We start from the raw sequence: 18,139 nt of genomic DNA on the forward strand, positions 1-18,139 counted from the left end.
AGGCTGCTAAGTAACGGATTTTAAAAAAAAGGCCTGTATCCAACAAGATACAGGCCTTTTTTTGTACCATTTTTATGACTTATGGAGAAAGGGATGCGCGTTTTAAAGTTTGGAGGTTCATCATTAGCTGATGCAGATCGTTTTTTACGAGCGGCTGATATCATCGCTAATAATGCCCAGCAAGAAGAGCTAGCCGTTGTACTATCGGCTCCAGGAAAAACAACCAATAAGTTGGTCGCTGTTATTGAAGCTGCACTGAAAAATGGTGAAGCTGACGCACAGATTACAGAGATCGAATCTTCATTTAACACACTGTTTGCAGAGATCAAAGCGGTCGTGCCTTCTATCGATGGTGCCGCGTTTCAAGAGCAGGTGGATACCTCTCTTGCTCAGCTAAAGCAGTTCGTGAATGGCATCAACCTACTTGGTATGTGCCCGAACCACGTTAATGCTCGCATCATCAGTAAAGGTGAGCGAATCTCTATCCAGTTAATGAAAGCGGTACTGGAAGCGAAAGGCCAACCAGCAAGCCTGATTGACCCTGTCCAATACCTATACGCTAAAGGCGATCACCTTGAAGCTATGGTCGATGTGGATGTCTCTACTCAGAACTTCCAACAATCTCCACTTCCTAAAGGTCACGTTAACATCATGCCTGGCTTTACTGCGGGTAATGAAAAAGGTGAGCTAGTCACACTAGGTCGTAATGGTTCTGACTACTCAGCGGCTGTGTTAGCGGCGTGTCTACGTGCTGATTGCTGTGAAATCTGGACTGATGTCGATGGCGTTTACAACTGTGACCCACGCTTAGTTGATGATGCTCGTCTGCTCAAGTCTCTTAGCTACCAAGAGGCGATGGAGCTTTCTTACTTTGGTGCTTCGGTTCTACACCCGAAAACCATTGCTCCTATTGCGCAATTCCACATTCCTTGTCTGATCAAAAACAGCTTCAACCCACAAGGCGCAGGTACTTTGATTGGCCAAGACACTGGCGAAGATAACCTAGCAATCAAAGGTATTACGACGCTAAGTGACCTAACCATGGTTAACGTATCAGGCCCAGGCATGAAGGGCATGGTAGGTATGGCGAGTCGTGTATTCGGCGCGATGTCTTCTGCTGGCGTTTCTATTGTCCTTATTACTCAATCTTCTTCTGAGTACAGCATCAGCTTCTGTATTGAATCGGCTGATAAGGTGAAAGCGAAACAAGTGTTGTCAGACGCGTTTGAACTTGAACTTAAAGATGGCCTGTTAGAGCCGGTTGAGTTCATGGATGACGTTGCGATTGTAACGCTGGTGGGTGACGGTATGCGCACTTCACGTGGCGTAGCATCTCAGTTCTTCTCTTCTTTAGCTGAAGTGAACGTCAACATTGTTGCTATTGCTCAAGGTTCTTCAGAGCGCGCTATTTCAGCGGTTATCCCTGAAGACAAAATCTCTGAAGCAATCAAAGCGTGTCACGAGAACCTATTTAACTCTAAGCACTTCCTAGATGTATTCGTTGTGGGTGTCGGCGGTGTTGGTGGCGAGCTTGTTGACCAGATCCAACGTCAGCAAGGCAAACTGGCTGAAAAAGGCATCGTGATTCGCGTATGTGGTTTAGCAAACAGTAAAGGTTTGTTGCTAGACAGCGATGGTCTACCGTTAGAGCAGTGGCGTGACCGTATGTCGAGTGCGACTGAAGAGTTCAGCCTAGCGCGTTTAGCGGCTTTGGTTCAACGTAACCACATCATCAACCCAGTATTGGTTGATTGTACGTCTAGCGAAGGTATTGCGGCGCAGTACGCTGATTTCCTAGCGGCTGGTTTCCACGTAGTAACACCAAACAAGAAAGCAAACACAGCAAGCATGGCTTACTACCATCAGCTTCGTGAAGTTGCACGCAACTCACGTCGTAAGCTGATGTACGAGACAACAGTAGGTGCAGGTCTACCGGTCATCGAAAACCTACAGAACCTTATCTCTGCAGGTGATGAACTTGAGAAGTTCAACGGCATTCTTTCAGGTTCACTGTCTTACATCTTCGGCAAGCTTGATGAAGGTATGACACTGAGCCAGGCAACCAATATTGCAAAAGATAACGGCTTCACTGAACCGGATCCTCGAGATGATCTATCTGGTATGGATGTGGCGCGTAAGTTGCTTATTCTTGCTCGTGAAGCAGGCATGGCGCTTGAACTTGAAGATGTTGAAGTAGACCAAGCTCTGCCACCGGGTTTTGATGATTCAGGTACGGTTGAAGAGTTCATGGCTCGCCTACCAGAAGCGGATGCTTACTTCAAAGAGCAGTCAGCTATCGCAGCAGAAGAAGGTAAAGTACTTCGTTATGTGGGTGAAATCGCTGAAGGTAAGTGTAAGGTTCGTATCGCTGCTGTTGATGGCGACGACCCAATGTTCAAGATTAAAGATGGCGAGAACGCATTAGCATTCTACAGCCGTTACTACCAACCAATCCCTCTAGTACTGCGTGGCTACGGCGCGGGTACTGAAGTAACAGCTGCTGGCGTATTCTCTGATGTGATGCGTACTCTTGGTTGGAAATTAGGAGTTTAAGAATGAGTTCAAGTGATATGGATGTTGTCGTTTATGCTCCTGCATCAATCGGTAATGTCAGTGTAGGGTTTGATGTGCTGGGGGCCGCTGTGTCTCCAGTGGATGGCACGCTGCTAGGTGACCGAGTTATGGTTAAAGCCGGTGATGAACCATTCTCACTTAAAACTGCAGGCAGCTTTGTTTCTAAGCTGCCAACTGAAGCAAAAGAAAACATCGTTTACGACTGCTGGGTGGTGTTCTCGAGAGAGCTTGATAAAAAAGGCGTTACGCTAAAGCCTTTAGAAATGACACTAGAAAAGAACATGCCTATCGGTTCAGGTTTGGGTTCTAGTGCATGTTCAATCGTCGCGGCACTGGATGCGCTAAACCGTTTTCACGGTCAGCCCCTGAATGAAACTGAACTGCTTGCTCTGATGGGTGAAATGGAAGGCAAGATTTCAGGTGGTATCCACTACGATAACGTTGCGCCATGTTACCTTGGTGGTGTGCAGCTCATGCTTGAAGAGCTAGGCATCATCAGCCAAGAAGTACCGTGTTTTGACGACTGGTACTGGGTAATGGCTTATCCGGGTATTAAGGTTTCAACGGCTGAAGCGAGAGAGATCCTACCATCTCAATATCGTCGTCAGGATATTATTGCTCATGGTCGTCACTTAGCGGGCTTTATCCACGCGTGTCATTCAGGTCAACCTGAACTGGCGGGGAAGATGATCAAAGACGTGATCGCTGAACCATATCGTGAGAAACTGCTTCCAGGGTTTGCTGATGCTCGTAAATACGCGCTGTCAGCTGGGGCACTGGCTACTGGTATTTCTGGTAGTGGTCCAACTCTATTTAGCATTTGCAAAGAACAAGATGTCGCCGAGCGTGTTGCACGCTGGTTAGAACAAAATTACGTACAAAATGAAGAAGGATTCGTTCACGTTTGTCGCCTAGATAAGCAGGGTTCGATCGTTACAGGAAGTGAGTTATGAAACTGTACAACATCAAAGAAAATGATGAACAAGTCTCTTTTGGCCAAGCCGTTCGTCAAGGCTTAGGCCGTAATCAAGGTCTATTTTTCCCATCTGAACTGCCAAAGTTTGATGATATCGATGCGCTGCTAGCAGAGGACTTTGTCCCTCGTAGCTCAAAGATTCTGTCAGCATTGATTGGTGATGAATTACCAAAAGAACAGATCGACCAAATGGTGGATGCAGCGTTCCAATTCCCTGCACCAATCAACCAAGTAAAAGACGGCGTTTACGCGCTTGAGCTTTTCCACGGTCCAACACTGGCGTTTAAAGATTTCGGTGGCCGCTTTATGGCTCAATCTTTAGCAGCTGTTTCTGATGGTGGTCAAATCACTATCTTAACGGCAACATCAGGTGATACTGGTGCGGCGGTTGCGCATGCTTTCTACGGCATGGAAGACATCAATGTTGTGATTCTTTACCCGAAAGGCAAGATCAGCCCACTGCAAGAGAAGCTGTTCTGTACGCTTGGCAAGAACATCCACACTGTGGCGATTGATGGTGACTTTGATGCGTGTCAGGCTCTAGTTAAAGACTCATTTGATGACGCTGAACTGCGTAAAGAGATCGGTCTTAACTCGGCAAACTCGATCAACATCAGCCGTTTAATGGCTCAGATCTGTTACTACTTTGAGGCGGCTTCTCAGCTGACTAAAGAGCAACGTGAAAACCTCGTTATCTCTGTACCAAGTGGTAACTTTGGTAACCTAACGGCTGGTCTATTGGCTAAAGCGCTAGGTCTACCTGTTAAGCGTTTTATCGCAGCAACTAACGAAAATGACACTGTTCCTCGTTACCTAGAAACAGGTCAATGGGATCCAAAACCGACTGTTGCGACAACATCGAACGCGATGGACGTAAGCCAACCAAACAACTGGCCTCGTATCGAAGAGCTTTGCCAACTGAAAGGTTGGGGCTTAGATACACTAGGCAAAGGTAAAGTATCTGACGAGCAGAGCGCTGAGTCAGTTCGCGACCTAAAAGCACAAGGTTACCTATGTGAACCACATGGTGCGATTGCTTACCGTCTACTGGAAGAGCAACTGCAAGAGAACGAAACTGGCTTGTTCCTGTGTACAGCACACCCAGCGAAATTCAAAGAAGTGGTTGATGACATCCTAGGTTCTGATATCGAACTGCCTGGCCCGCTAGCAAAACACGCGGCGATGGAATTGTTGTCTGAAGATCTTGATAACGATTTTGAAGCGCTAAAAGCTGTGCTTCGTCGAGTTCAACCGTAACGTCCATTTGTTTTTCGAACAAATAAAAACGGCGCTCAATGAGCGCCGTTTTTGTATTCTAATTTAAGCTCTAAAAATTATAGAGACTCAGTGAACGTACGTGCGATAACGTCACGTTGCTGTTCAGTTGTTAGAGAGTTGAAACGTACAGCGTAACCCGATACACGGATAGTTAGCTGTGGGTAGTTCTCTGGGTGAGCAACTGCGTCTTCTAGCGTTTCACGCTTAAGAACGTTAACGTTTAGGTGTTGACCACCTTCGATGCGTGGTGCTGCTTCGATTGCAACTTCACGGCTTTCGTACTCGCCTAGGTCTGCAGCTGAGATAACTTGGTCAGCTTCGAAACCTGCAGTAGCAACAACACAACGAGCTTCATTCTTCTCGCTATCTAGTAGCCAGATTGAGTTTAGTAGGTCATCGTTTGCTGCTTTAGTAATTTGAATACCTTGGATCATAACTATCTCCTAGTCCACTGAATGTGGTTTGATTATGGTGTTAACTTTCGATTTTTATTGAGCTGGGTAATATATACCTAATATTAGTAAGGTTAACATTGATTTAAGTCAAAAAACAACCAAAAACCATATTTTTACAAAGGTGATTATATTGAGGTAAATCAATAAAACCTTTGAAAACAAAGTAATTACAAAATATTTTAAAGTATAAAAAATATTTAACAGTCATATTTGTTGTAAGTTTACTACATTTGTTGTGTTTTTATTGAACTACAACCGATACGACCCTTTATTTATTAAGCATTCTGAAAGTGTAAAGTGATTTAATGACAAACAATAATTCATCCTCAAAACCGGAAACAAATATTAAGTTTATTGGCGCTCATGTCTCGGCTGCTGGTGGAGTTGATCAGGCGCCTATGCGTGCACGTGAAATTGGCGCCAATGCGTTTGCACTGTTTACCAAGAACCAGAGACAGTGGGCGGCAAAACCGCTAGAAGCGAAAACCATTGGTGCCTTTAAAGCTAATTGCAAAATGTTGGGCTTCGGTGCTGAGCACATTCTTCCTCATGACTCCTACCTTATTAACCTAGGAGCACCAGAAGAAGAGAAGCTAGAGAAATCACGCGCGGCTTTTATTGATGAAATGGAGCGTTGTAATCAACTTGGATTAACGCTTTTGAATTTTCATCCTGGGAGTCATTTAAAGAAAATCTCAGAAAGCGAATGTTTGGCGAAGATCGCTGAATCGATCAACCTAGCTCATCAAGCGGTACCTGACGTAATCGCAGTGATCGAGAATACGTCTGGGCAGGGCACTAATCTGGGTTGGAAGTTTGAACATCTAGCAGAGATTATCGAACAGGTAGAAGATAAGTCACGTGTTGGTGTGTGCTTAGACACCTGCCATACGTTTACTGCTGGCTATGACTTACGTACAAAAGAGGCGTGTGAGCATACTTTTGCTGAGTTCGACCGCATCGTGGGTATGCACTATCTAAGAGCAATGCACATCAATGATTCAAAAGCTGAGTTCGCGAGCCGAGTCGATCGACACCATTCTTTAGGAAAAGGCGAAATTGGCTGGGATTGTTTTGAGTATATTGCCTCTGATTCTCGCTTTAATGGTATCCCTCTTATCTTGGAAACCATTGATTCGACGATCTGGAAAGAGGAAATTCAACAACTTAGAATGTTTCATCGCTCAGCAACGCTAGCGAGCGAACAAGCGTAATAATAGAGGGGGAAATTTATTTCCGTCTATTTCTAAAAATTGGCACCTTTCTTTCATAGTATTAAAGTGAATATGTAGTTCACGATGTCTTAGAGGAGGTGCCTTTATGTATTCAATCACCCAAACTTCAACTATTGCTGTCGCACGCCGTTTACCTACACCAAACCGTCACGTGCATAACCACGGCCACCATCGTACACAGCAGAAAAGTGGTTAATCGAGATAAGCACAACTTGAACTGATTATTATGATTCATCAACAAGTGAACCCTACACATCATGTTTATTGATAGCTGTATGAGGTATAACTAGAGCCTTATTTAGGACAGTTAGCCGATACAGCTATTTTTTTGTCTGGCGAAAGCCGCTAGAAACCTTGATGATTGGGAAGTAAAACGATGACCGCACCAAAGACTTGGGAATCCATTATTAATGATGAACGTGATAAAGAGTACTTTCAGAGTGTCCTCGCGTTTGTTGAACAGCAACGTAATAGTGGTAAAACCGTCTACCCGCCACAAGAACAGGTGTTCAGTGCCTTTGATATGACGCCTTTCGAATCCGTGCGAGTGGTTATCTTAGGGCAAGATCCTTATCACGGTGCTAACCAAGCTCACGGCTTAGCATTCTCAGTGCTTCCTGGTGTGAAAATCCCACCTTCTCTACGCAATATGTACAAAGAGCTTGCACAAGATATAGAGGGCTTTGAGATTCCTAGTCATGGTTATCTCGATTCTTGGGCATCGCAAGGGGTGTTGATGTTGAACACAGTCCTTACAGTCGAAGAGGCAAAAGCACACTCACATGCTAAGTGTGGCTGGGAAACCTTTACCGATGCCATTATTGCTGAGCTCAATCAGCGCTCTGAACCGATCATCTTTTTGTTGTGGGGCGCACACGCCCAGAAGAAAGGTCAAGCGATTGATGACGACAAGCATCATGTGTTGGTTGCACCTCACCCATCGCCATTATCGGCACGCCGTGGATTCTTCGGTTGTCAGCATTTCTCTACAACCAACAAGCTGCTTTCTTCTATGGATCAACAACCTATTGACTGGCGTTTACCAACAGAAGTGTAGGTTGGTGGTTTTCTGAGCAGGGTCAAATCATAAATCAGCATATTCGTATACACTTATAAATAGTAGGTGTAATGGAGTGCAATACTATGATGATTGAAAGGATAAGACGAGAGCATGGCTATATGGCTCGTTTACTCGCGATACTCAACAGTAAGTTAGAGTTTCTGAAACAGGAGCGAGAAATAAACTATAGCCTGATCGCAGAGGTGGTTCATTACCTTATGAACCATTCAGACAAAGTGCATCACCCTAAAGAAGACGTCATTTATCGCTACTATCTTAAGCAATATGGCAGCGAGCAAGCGATTGAAGACTTGGAGTTAGAGCATCAATTGCTTTCTGAGAAAACGGCGGACTTTTTAGGTTTGGTCGATATGATCCTTCAAGATGCGGTGGTTCCTCAGCAAGTCTTTATTGAGCAGCTTGAAGCGTTTGTTAAGGCTCAGCGAAAGCACATGGAATATGAAGAGAAGCATGTGCTACCCATGATTGTTGAGGCGTTCACGGTGAAAGATTGGCAAGAAGTGGAGTCTCAATGGCTTCAACCGGAAGATGACCCTGTTTTTGGAGAGACCATCGCCGATCAATATCGCCAACTCGCGGCTCGGGTTCGACAAAATGAACAAGAGTGTGTTTAGCCCGTTGTAATGTTGAGGTGCACCTATTTTAGGTGTCCTCTATATTAGAGGGTTGGTTTCCAAATGGCGCTTTGAGCGGATTAACTACCTCAAAAAATAAAAAAGGCACCTATATAGGTGCCTTTTGCTATCTGATTTCTTATCGTGCTGATTAAAGTTTTATATCGTCAAGGCTAAAATCAAGACCTAGGTTCATCTCTCTCAGCTCTTTCTCAAGCTGCCTACGATCGTTGATGGCTTCGATTTCACGCCACTTACGCTTGAGTGGTTTCGAGCGTGATTTTTGAGTTACACGAGGCATTTCTAGTTCTGATACTTCATCGAATTGAAAGCTATCCATAAGCCATATCTCCTTCCGTGGGACTAGTTCTTACGAACCAATAAATATCATATTTAGGTTCACAATAACTTTGATTTGTTTCTCATTTGTTTCAAATCCATGAAGCTTTTGTTCTATTTTCTTATGCATGCTCACACATTGTGATAATTATTATGTATAAAAAATAGGCAAACAAACCTAAGTAAACGATTAAATTGGGGGTTATTGAATGTTAATTCATTGTGCGAATGGAATAGCGTTTTGACTACAATGCATTGAAGTGCACATGGTACCGTGCGGTATAGGGATCTCATTGGCCTAGAAAAAAACGAAGATCTTCACTATACCTTGTAAAACCTAGGCTGACGTCATTTTTATAGGATGGTGTTCTTGTTGGGGTAGTGCCGTGGCTGTTGTTGATATTATGTCCCGATAATGTGACTTTTATTGGGCTGCATTGTTGAAAGTTGTGTTAACAAAAGGTGTGTTATTAGTGAAATGTCATTTTAATATAAGTGTATTTGCATATTGATTTTTAGGCCGTCTCGCTGCATTATCCGCCCGTCAAAAAATACACTGATACGTAAAATGGATGCATGAAGCGACATTTACAGTCTCAATCGCCGCAAGAATATAACAAGAGTGCCGACACAACATTGACAGAGGCATAGGCGATTAAGAGGAAGGCTAGGAAGCATGATCGGTGCTTAAACTCAATTACGAGGTTCACGTGACAGACTTAATCAATTTGATGAACGATCTCCTTTGGGGATCTATCTTAGTTTACTTACTGGTTGGTGTGGGTATCTACTTCACTGTACGACTAGGCTTCATTCAATTCCGCCATTTCGGCCACATGTTCTCTGTTCTTAGAAACAGCCGTAAAGCAGACAGTGCTGGTATCTCTTCTTTCCAAGCTCTTTGTACTAGTCTCGCTGCTCGTGTAGGTACGGGTAACATGGCAGGTGTTGCTGTAGCACTAACCGCTGGTGGCCCTGGTGCTATCTTCTGGATGTGGCTAATCGCAATGCTAGGTATGGCAACATCGTTTGCAGAAAGCACACTGGCACAGCTATACAAAACGCGTGATAACGACGGTAACTACCGCGGCGGCCCTGCATACTACATGGAGAAAGGCCTAGGCATGCGTTGGATGGGGGTTCTATTCTCTATCTTCCTCATCATTGCATTTGGTCTTGTATTCAACGCGGTTCAAGCGAACGCGATTGCAAGCGCAATGAATACGGCATTCGACCTTGAGCGTAGCTACGTTGGTGTTGGTATCGTAATCATCTCTGCGTTCGTTATCTTCGGTGGTATCCGTAAGATTGCACGCACAGCAGAAATCATCGTTCCAATCATGGCATTGGCTTACCTAGCGATCGCTATGTACGTGATGTTCGCGAACATCGAGAAAGTGCCTGAAGTACTGGCTCTTATCTTCAAGAGTGCATTCGGTCTGCAAGAAGCAGCAGCGGGTGGCCTAGGTTATGCAATCGCACAAGCGATGATTAACGGCATCAAACGTGGTTTGTTCTCGAACGAAGCGGGTATGGGTTCTGCGCCAAACGCAGCAGCTTCTGCTACGCCTTACCCACCGCACCCAGCATCACAAGGTTACGTGCAAATGCTAGGCGTGTTCATGGATACCATTGTTATCTGTTCAGCAACAGTCGCAATCATCCTGATGTCTGGTGAGTATGTACCACACGGTGAAGTAACGGGTATCGAACTAACGCAACGTGCACTAACAGCACAAGTGGGCGAATGGGGCGGCATTTTTGTAGCGGTAGCGATTTTCTTCTTCGCTTTCACTTCAATCATTGCAAACTACTCGTACGCTGAAACGAACCTTATCTTCCTTGAGCACAACAACAAGAAGGGCCTAGTGCTGTTCCGTATCGTTGTTCTGGGTATGGTTATGTTCGGTTCTCTAGCGACGTTACCAACGGTATGGGCACTGGCTGACGTATCGATGGGCCTAATGGCGATTGTTAACTTGGTGGCGATTATCCTGCTATCGGGTATCGTGATTAAGCTAGCGAAAGACTACAACCGTCAACTAGACGCAGGTAAAGTACCAACATTTGATTCGAATGACTTCCCAGAGCTTAAGTCTCAGCTGGAAGACGGTATTTGGGACAACAACAAGAAGTAATCTTGTTGGAGCGATAAACAGCTCATCCTAAAGTGATTAGAAAGGCTAAGGTTTCGACCTTAGCCTTTTTCTTTGCCTGTCATTTGTCTCATTCTGTCTATCAAAGCTCATTCTCCCTATCGAAGTAATAGGAAGAGTCATAAAGACAAGTTGATGTTTTTTCTATACTCTAGCAGCATCCAGTTAGATAACCGATTAGGGTAAAGTTATGTTAGTTGTCGTTTCTCCAGCCAAAACACTTGATTACGAATCACCATTAGCGACTGAACGCTTTAGTCAGCCTGAGTTTGTTGAACACTCTGCTGAGCTGATTGAAGAGTGCCGTAAGCTGACGCCAGTAGATGTTTCTGCACTGATGAAAGTCAGCGATAAAATCGCAGGGTTGAACGTAGCGCGCTTTGAGCAGTGGAGCGAGACTTTTACCCAAGACAACGCACGCCAAGTAATCCTAGCCTTTAAGGGCGATGTCTACACTGGCCTAGACGCTGAGACTTTATCGGATGAAGATTTTGACTACGCACAAGACCACCTGCGCATGCTTTCTGGGTTATATGGCTTGCTTAAGCCATTAGATTTGATGCAGCCATACCGCCTAGAGATGGGTACACGCTTAGCCAATGCTCGTGGTACTAACTTGTACCAGTTCTGGGGCAACATCATCACAGACAAGCTGAATGAAGCGTTGAATGCTCAAGGCGACAATGTGTTGATCAACTTGGCGTCTAACGAATACTTTAAAGCCGTGAAGCCGAAGAACTTGGATGGCCAAGTGATTACCCCTGTATTCAAAGACTGCAAGAACGGTCAGTACAAGGTGATCAGTTTCTACGCGAAGAAAGCGCGTGGCATGATGGCTCGCTACATCATCGAGAACAAGATCGACTCGGTTGAGGCGCTGACCCAGTTTGATACGGCGGGCTACTACTTCGTTGAAGAAGAGTCGAACGCGAAAGAGCTTGTCTTTAAGCGCGAAGAGCAAAACTAGTAGTCCTTGGCTAACGAGTAGCTCTCGGTTTTAGCCTGATAACAGACCAGATAGAGAAAAGCCCCATGCAGCGAACTGCATGGGGCTTTTTTATTGAATCGTTGAAGCTGGTAGATTACTTCTTCTTTGCTGCTTTCTTTTTCTTCGCGATTTTTTTCTTCTTCGCGATTTTTTGTTTCTCTACCGCTTTCTTATCTTCTTTCTTCGGCTTCTTCTTCTTAGTCACGGCCGCTTTCTTATGCGTAGGGCGCATGCCTTCGATGAAGCGTTCTTTGATTGGTTCGTCTGTGTAACGAGCCACACGCTCAATCATTAGTTGATCGTGCGCTTCAATGATAGAAACCGCGTTACCTTTTTTACCAGCACGAGCCGTACGGCCAATACGGTGTAGGTATACGTCAGCAGTACGTGGCATGTCGTAGTTGATTACGTGGCTTACGTCTGGAAGGTCGATACCACGAGCAGCAACGTCAGTCGCTAGTAGTACGTTTACAGAGCCGTCACGGAAACGAGCAATCGCGTTGTTACGACGATCTTGAGGCATTTCACCTTGGATCCACGCACATGGGATTTGCGCGCTTTCAAGTTGAGCTCGTAGATCACCTAGACGATCACGCGTCTTCAAGAATACGATGCTGCGCTCAGCTTGCTCTGTGATGACGTGCTTTAGGATGTTTAGCTTGTGCTCTGCCGTGTCTGCACGGTGGTACCACTGAGTGATCTTCTTACGCTCACGAAGTGATGATTTCGCATCGATCTCCGCTGGGTTTTTAAGTAGATCTTCAGTGAAGCCTTCAATGCCTTTACCTTCTAGTGTTGCTGAGAACAGTAAAGTTTGTTTACGCCAGCGACACTCTGCAGACAGACGGTCAACAACAGGACCAAAGCCCATGTCTAGCATGCGGTCGGCTTCATCTAGAACCAGCCATTCAATCGCACGACAGTCAAAACGCTCGCCTTCAATGTATTCCATCAAACGGCCAGGTGTTGCTACTACGATATCTTGAGTTGTACTTAAGATATCTGCGTGCTCTTGGTACATAACACCGCCCGTGATCGTGAAGATATTTAGGCTGGTGTATTTAGCAAGCTCACGTGCTTGTTCGGTGATCTGCATTGCTAGCTCACGCGTTGGCGTCAGGATAAGCATACGTGCAGGGCCAGATTTCTTACGTGGGAAATCCAGTAGGTATTGCAGTGCTGGCAATACAAATGATGCTGTTTTACCAGTACCTGTTGGCGCAGAAGCCAAAACGTCTCTTCCATCTAACGCTTGTGGGATTGCTTCAGCTTGTATCTGTGTTGGACGTTCGTAGCCCATTTCGTCAATTGCTTTAAGCAGCTCTTGGTTTAGATCGAGTTCTGCAAAGGTTCTGATCACTGTTGTTTCTCCACAAGCAATAAATGTTTCTGCCTCAAAAAGCAGACGATAAAAAAGAGTAGTCGGACATTATAGAAGCATTAGTGATTAGGATCACATGGTATTTGCTACATCTTGAGATAAAAATCTTTAGTGAGCGCAATAAATGCTTCGCTATAACCACCTTGATGGTGAATTGTAAGCGATTCGCGCTGCAAATCTTGCTCGCAAGCAGGATCTTTAGATAACTCGAATAAAATTCGGCTAGCTGGCTTTTTATCTGTTGTTTTTACATCAAGGCGTTTTGCTAGATACCAACCACATTGCTCGGCAAGCTTGATAAAACCTTCCCCCTCAGGCGTCGGTAGGATGAAACTGGCAGTCGCGGCGTCGGTTGTTATCTCGAAACAACGCTGGGCAAGCGCTAAATGATCCAAGCTGTCGGTGTGCCTGGCGGTGGCTCTTTGGCTTTGCTGCGCCTGTTCTCCAGAGTTGAAGTAGGGCGGGTTACAGATGATCGCATCAAACCTTTGTGGAAAGTCGGTTGTTAACACGCTGCCGTGATCAAGGGAGATACGATTTTGCCAAGGCGACTGCTCAATATTGACAGTGGCAGCATCAATAGCGTGTTGATCAATATCTATCGCAGAGATTGAAGCATCTTCAAAACGCTGCGCAGCCATCAAAGCCAGCAGACCTGTCCCGGTTCCAATATCGAGTACACATGATCTTTGTGGCAGGCTTACCCAAGCGCCAAGTAATACGCCATCGGTACTGACTGGCATACCGCTTTTCCCGCCGTAAATTGAGAATTGCTTAAAATTGAAGCTTTTAGTTTGCACTGTTTTGTCTTTCATTAATGTTCTGAGTATCGAGATATTTTAAGTGATTAGCTCTAATGTTAACCGCTTGTATGAATCAATGTTCTGCTTGGAAGAATATTGTTGTGCATTATGGTTAGTTTATAATTGTGGCTATTTTTCTATAGCTAGTGGAATCCACTGCTTTTTGTTCTCATATGCAAATTTATATGGTGTTTTTGTGTGGTGACTTGCAGCTAGCCAGTTGTTTCGTCATTATGCGCGACTATTTTATAGATTGATTGGCAGCTTTGAGCTGTAACATTCATGTAAGCACAACATAAATTCATAAATATAATTAAGGATTATCTGTGAAACAGAGTCTAAAACTAACAGATATAATGGCATTGGGCTTTATGCTTTTTGCGTTTTTCTTGGGTGCGGGTAACATCATCTTCCCACCTCTAGCTGGCCAATTAGCCGGTGATCACTTCCTTCCAGCGATGTCTGGTTTTCTGCTGACTGCCGTTGGTCTGCCGTTAATCACTATCGTCGCGGTCGCAGTGGCTGGTGGCTCTTGGGGTCACTTAACTAAAGATCTTCCTAAGAAAGCAGCAACCATCATGGCTGTACTGATCTTTATCATTATCGGTCCTGCATTTGCTGCACCGCGTACTGGCCTTGTTGCCTATGAGATGGCGGTGAAACCGTTCTTCATCGATGCCTCTCAAGCTCACCTAACTCTCTTTTCGATTGCATTTTTTGCAGTAGCGATGTTCTTCTCATGGTCGCAAGGTAAGCTTATTGACGTCATTGGTAAGGTGCTAACACCTGCACTGTTCGTTGGTTTGGTTGTGCTGGCGATTGCTGTATTCGTTAACCCTCAAGGCGATATTCTTGCGGCTCACGGTGAGTACATCACTCAACCACTAACCAAAGGTTTCCTTGAAGGCTACAACACCATGGATACTTTTGCTTCTTTGATGTTTGGTATGCTGATTGTTGATGCGATTCGTAGCAAGGGCATTACTGACCGTGCAGCGACGACTAAGTACCTAATTAGCGCGGGTTGTATTGCCGCAGCGGGTCTGGCGTTTGTTTACATCTCTCTATTTTTCCTAGGCGCAACAAGTGCAACAGTCGCAGCTGGTGCAGACAATGGCGGTGCTATTTTAAGCCTATACGTTCAATCGTTGTTTGGTCCTTCTGGTCAGCTAGTGCTTTCTGTGATCGTACTATTAGCATGTCTAACTACGGCGATTGGCCTTGTGTCAGCATGTTCTGATTACTTCAGCTCGCTAACGCCTCTGTCTTACAAGACTTGGGTAATCATCAATGGTGTAGCTTGTGCAACCGTTGCGAACGTTGGTCTTTCTCAACTGATTTCTCTGTCTGTTCCAGTACTGTTTGCACTGTACCCAGTCGCTATCGCGTTGGTTGCTCTGACATTCTTACGTAGCCGTTTCCCTAATCCAAAAGTGGCTTACCGCGTAGTAGTATTAGTGTCACTGCTGTTTGCTCTTATTGATGGCGCTAAAGTAGCGGGTGTAGACGTGTCTGCACTTAAGATGCTGCCACTGTTTGAGATCGGTATGGGTTGGTTGCTTCCAACGACTGCTGCAATCATCTGTATGTTCTTCGTTGGTAAATCAACAGAGCAAGAGATGGCTGAGGAGACTGTTTAATCTTCCGTTGAGATTAGATTGTCCTTCGAGATGAAATAGAAAAGGCCTCATTACTTCGCAGTAATGAGGCCTTTTTGTATTCTGTGGTCTTTTTATATCCAGCTAGTTACTTGGTTAGCTACTTAGCCGGGAGTACTTCTGTTTGGTTATAGCTTTTCGCTGTACTCAACCAGTACTTGCTCAACCCAGCTTGCGATACGGTCGTCGCTTAGCTCGTATTGTGAATCTTCATCAAGCGCCAAACCAACGAATTGAGATTTGTCTTCGGTTAACGCTTTAGACGCTTCGAACTCGTAGCTGTCATCGTTTGGCCAGAAGCCAACAAACTCTGCACCCGCGGTTTTCAGTTCATCATGCAATAGACCCATCGCATCTAGGAACCATTCGCCGTAGCCTTCTTGGTCACCCAAACCAAACAGAGCCACAACCTTGCCTTTCATAGGCGTGGTTGCGATGTCTTCCCACAGTTCATTCCAATCTTCTTGGATTTCACCGAAGTCCCAAGTCGAGATGCCCAGCAATAAAAGGTCGTAGTCCGCCATCAATGAAAGAGGGCTTTCTTTCACGTTATGGATATCAACTAGGTCTTCACCAATAATGCCGCGAATTTTCTCTGCTGCCATTTCTGTGTAGCAGGTGGTTGAGCCGTAAAATAATCCAATTTTCATAGCAAACGTTCGATTTTAATTTCAGATGGCGAATTCTAACCATAAATCGACTTCGATTGCAGCGATTATCCGCTCAAGTCGTAATTTTTATGGCATTCATATTTGCTCTGGCATACTCTCAAAACAGTTTCCAATATTGTGAGTAACACTATGCAGTCGCCTCAAGGGCAGAGCGCAGACCACGGTCTCGTTGAGCAGTTTTTAGATGCTATGTGGATGGAGCGAGGATTATCGGAGAATACGCTTGTCTCGTACCGTACCGATTTGTCCAAGTTATTAGCGTGGATGGAAAAGAACAATTACCGCCTCGACTTCATTAGCCTTTCAGGTTTACAGGATTATCAAGGCTGGTTAGCCGACGCCGATTTTAAGCAGACCTCTCGTGCCCGTATGTTGTCGGCGATTCGTCGCTTGTTCCAATATTTGCACCGCGAGAAAATCAGAGGCGATGATCCAAGTGCCTTGTTGATCAGCCCGAAGCTGCCGCAACGCTTGCCGAAAGATTTGAGCGAAGAGCAGGTTGATGCTTTGCTCGATGCGCCAGATCCGAACGATCCGATTGAGCTTCGCGATAAGGCGATGCTTGAGTTACTCTATGCAACCGGTTTGCGTGTGACAGAACTGGTTAGCTTGACGATGGAAAACATCAGCCTAAGACAGGGCGTGGTGCGTGTTATTGGTAAGGGTGGCAAAGAGCGCTTAGTACCAATGGGCGAAAATGCGGTGGATTGGATAGAGACTTTTATTGAACAAGGTCGTCCACATCTACTTGGCGAAAACAGTTCTGATGTGGTTTTTCCGAGTAAACGCGCCAAGCAAATGACCCGTCAGACGTTCTGGTATCGTATTAAGCACTACTCGGTCGTCGCTGGGATCGATACAGAGCTGTTGTCACCACACGTATTGAGACACGCTTTTGCGACGCATTTACTGAACTATGGCGCAGATCTCAGGGTCGTGCAGATGTTACTTGGGCATAGTGACTTATCGACAACCCAAATTTATACTCACGTGGCGACTGAAAGGCTGAAGCAAATTCACGCGCAGCATCACCCACGTGCTTAAATCCATTTATTTTTAAGGTGAACTTAATGAGCGTATTACGCCGTCTTCCTCTACTAGCGCTTCCTCTTATGATTACTGCATGTAATGCATCAGAAGCGAAAGTAGAAACAACATCAACAGCCGTAGAAGCTGCTCCAGCTCAAGCTATTGATACAGCTGCGTTAACTAAGCGTTTTGAAAAAATCGGTATTAAGGTCGATAAGATTGTGCCTTCGGATATCGATGGTCTTTTAGAAGTTCAAACCAACAGCGGCATTATCTTTTCTTCTCCAGAGGGCGATCACTTTCTAGCCGGCACTCTTTACTCTTTGGATGAAAACGGAAAGTTCAGTGATGTTTTGGCTGAGCGTCAAGCTCCGCTGAATGCTGAAAAAGTGGCAGCGATGTCGGATACGGTTATTGAATACAAAGCCGATAACGAAAAGTATGTTGTGACGGTATTTACTGACATTACGTGCGGCTACTGTGTTCGTCTGCACAGCCAAATGCAAGGCTACAACGATTTGGGTATCACCGTTCGTTACATGGCTTACCCACGCCAAGGTGCGACAGGGCAAGTTGCCGATCAAATGGCAGCAATCTGGGCGTCAGATGATCCAAAAACAGCGATGCATGACGCTAAAGTAAACCGTCAAATGCCAGCGTCTGGTAAAGACCTAGCAGAGCAAAAGCAGATCATTGCTAAACAATACCAACTGGGTCGTGAGCTTGGCATCAATGGCACACCGGCTATCGTGCTAGCAAGTGGTGAGTTGGTGAGTGGTTACTTACCGCCAGCACAACTTCTTCAACGTTTAGAGCAATAATCTCGTTTTCTGTATTGCCAATTTATCCCCCATGTTTTTGATTTAAGGAGTGGCCTGATTGATATCGGGCCCATTTTTAT

General features: G+C 45.2%; 16 protein-coding genes and 1 other annotated feature (1 of these 17 only partly in view). Of the genes, 11 read left to right on the forward strand and 5 right to left on the reverse strand.

Features of this window, described 5'->3' with window-relative positions; translation table 11 throughout:
- Positions 1-64 (forward strand) — a sequence feature (Thr leader region); it begins 55 nt to the left of the window's first position.
- A 29-nt stretch (positions 65-93) separates the two neighbouring features.
- Genes thrA through thrC form a run of 3 tightly spaced genes read left to right on the forward strand, consistent with a single transcriptional unit; the run spans position 94 to position 4,807 of the window.
- Complete coding sequence (gene thrA, locus AB6E51_RS07820; protein ID WP_017059312.1) at positions 94-2,553, forward strand: bifunctional aspartate kinase/homoserine dehydrogenase I; 2,460 nt, start codon at positions 94-96, stop codon at positions 2,551-2,553.
- Between the two features lie 17 nt (positions 2,554-2,570).
- Complete coding sequence (thrB, locus tag AB6E51_RS07825) at positions 2,571-3,527, forward strand: homoserine kinase (RefSeq protein ID WP_372057806.1); 957 nt, start codon at positions 2,571-2,573, stop codon at positions 3,525-3,527.
- Entirely contained in the window at positions 3,524-4,807 is a 1,284-nt protein-coding gene (gene thrC, locus AB6E51_RS07830) for a threonine synthase (RefSeq protein ID WP_017059314.1), read from the forward strand. The genes thrB and thrC overlap by 4 nt, the downstream gene beginning before the upstream one ends.
- A gap of 77 nt (positions 4,808-4,884) precedes the next feature.
- Here the strand turns inward: thrC and grcA are convergent, their stop codons facing one another.
- Positions 4,885-5,262: an autonomous glycyl radical cofactor GrcA gene (gene grcA, locus AB6E51_RS07835; protein WP_017059315.1), complete on the reverse strand. Its 378-nt coding sequence runs from the start codon at positions 5,260-5,262 to the stop codon at positions 4,885-4,887.
- Positions 5,263-5,588: 326 nt separating this feature from the next.
- Between grcA and nfo the strand changes: the two genes are divergently transcribed.
- The 3 genes from nfo (at position 5,589) to AB6E51_RS07850 (ending at position 8,213) form a co-directional block, all read left to right on the forward strand.
- Positions 5,589-6,497: a deoxyribonuclease IV gene (gene nfo / locus AB6E51_RS07840; protein ID WP_017059316.1), complete on the forward strand. Its 909-nt coding sequence runs from the start codon at positions 5,589-5,591 to the stop codon at positions 6,495-6,497.
- A gap of 397 nt (positions 6,498-6,894) precedes the next feature.
- Positions 6,895-7,575 (forward strand): uracil-DNA glycosylase, encoded by a 681-nt coding sequence (gene ung, locus AB6E51_RS07845; RefSeq protein ID WP_017059317.1) that lies wholly within the window; start codon positions 6,895-6,897, stop codon positions 7,573-7,575.
- An 86-nt stretch (positions 7,576-7,661) separates the two neighbouring features.
- Positions 7,662-8,213 (forward strand): hemerythrin domain-containing protein, encoded by a 552-nt coding sequence (locus AB6E51_RS07850; RefSeq protein WP_017070073.1) that lies wholly within the window; start codon positions 7,662-7,664, stop codon positions 8,211-8,213.
- Between the two features lie 151 nt (positions 8,214-8,364).
- Here AB6E51_RS07850 and AB6E51_RS07855 read toward each other — a convergent pair whose 3' ends face one another.
- Positions 8,365-8,553, reverse strand: a complete 189-nt coding sequence (locus AB6E51_RS07855) for a DUF3545 family protein (RefSeq protein WP_017059319.1) — start codon at positions 8,551-8,553, stop codon at positions 8,365-8,367.
- A 709-nt stretch (positions 8,554-9,262) separates the two neighbouring features.
- On the opposite strand from AB6E51_RS07855, the gene AB6E51_RS07860 reads away from it, so the two are divergent.
- Together AB6E51_RS07860 and yaaA are read left to right on the forward strand one after the other, a co-directional pair.
- Entirely contained in the window at positions 9,263-10,690 is a 1,428-nt protein-coding gene (locus AB6E51_RS07860; RefSeq protein ID WP_032545312.1) for a sodium:alanine symporter family protein, read from the forward strand.
- A 208-nt stretch (positions 10,691-10,898) separates the two neighbouring features.
- A complete protein-coding gene (yaaA, locus tag AB6E51_RS07865) occupies positions 10,899-11,675 on the forward strand; it encodes a peroxide stress protein YaaA (RefSeq protein ID WP_372057784.1) in 777 nt (258 codons plus the stop codon).
- 115 nt (positions 11,676-11,790) lie between these two features.
- Here yaaA and srmB read toward each other — a convergent pair whose 3' ends face one another.
- Complete coding sequence (gene srmB, locus AB6E51_RS07870) at positions 11,791-13,056, reverse strand: ATP-dependent RNA helicase SrmB (protein WP_017059323.1); 1,266 nt, start codon at positions 13,054-13,056, stop codon at positions 11,791-11,793.
- A gap of 107 nt (positions 13,057-13,163) precedes the next feature.
- Entirely contained in the window at positions 13,164-13,892 is a 729-nt protein-coding gene (locus AB6E51_RS07875; RefSeq protein WP_017062876.1) for a tRNA1(Val) (adenine(37)-N6)-methyltransferase, read from the reverse strand.
- A 314-nt stretch (positions 13,893-14,206) separates the two neighbouring features.
- On the opposite strand from AB6E51_RS07875, the gene brnQ reads away from it, so the two are divergent.
- Positions 14,207-15,520 carry a branched-chain amino acid transport system II carrier protein gene (gene brnQ, locus AB6E51_RS07880; protein ID WP_065584721.1) on the forward strand — a complete coding sequence of 438 codons (1,314 nt, stop codon included), beginning with the start codon at positions 14,207-14,209 and terminating at the stop codon, positions 15,518-15,520.
- Positions 15,521-15,666: 146 nt separating this feature from the next.
- On the opposite strand, the gene fldB is transcribed toward brnQ, so the two are convergent.
- Positions 15,667-16,188 (reverse strand): flavodoxin FldB, encoded by a 522-nt coding sequence (gene fldB / locus AB6E51_RS07885; protein ID WP_017062875.1) that lies wholly within the window; start codon positions 16,186-16,188, stop codon positions 15,667-15,669.
- A gap of 150 nt (positions 16,189-16,338) precedes the next feature.
- On the opposite strand from fldB, the gene xerD reads away from it, so the two are divergent.
- Both xerD and AB6E51_RS07895 read left to right on the forward strand, forming a co-directional pair.
- Positions 16,339-17,253, forward strand: a complete 915-nt coding sequence (gene xerD, locus AB6E51_RS07890; RefSeq protein ID WP_017059327.1) for a site-specific tyrosine recombinase XerD — start codon at positions 16,339-16,341, stop codon at positions 17,251-17,253.
- Between the two features lie 26 nt (positions 17,254-17,279).
- The gene (locus AB6E51_RS07895; RefSeq protein WP_017062874.1) at positions 17,280-18,059 is read left to right on the forward strand and encodes a thioredoxin fold domain-containing protein; all 780 of its coding nucleotides are present in this window, start codon (positions 17,280-17,282) and stop codon (positions 18,057-18,059) included.
- Positions 18,060-18,139 lie beyond the last annotated feature (80 nt).

Source organism: Vibrio sp. 10N.247.311.47 (assembly GCF_041467535.1).
Classification (GTDB): Bacteria; Pseudomonadota; Gammaproteobacteria; order Enterobacterales; family Vibrionaceae; genus Vibrio; species Vibrio crassostreae_C.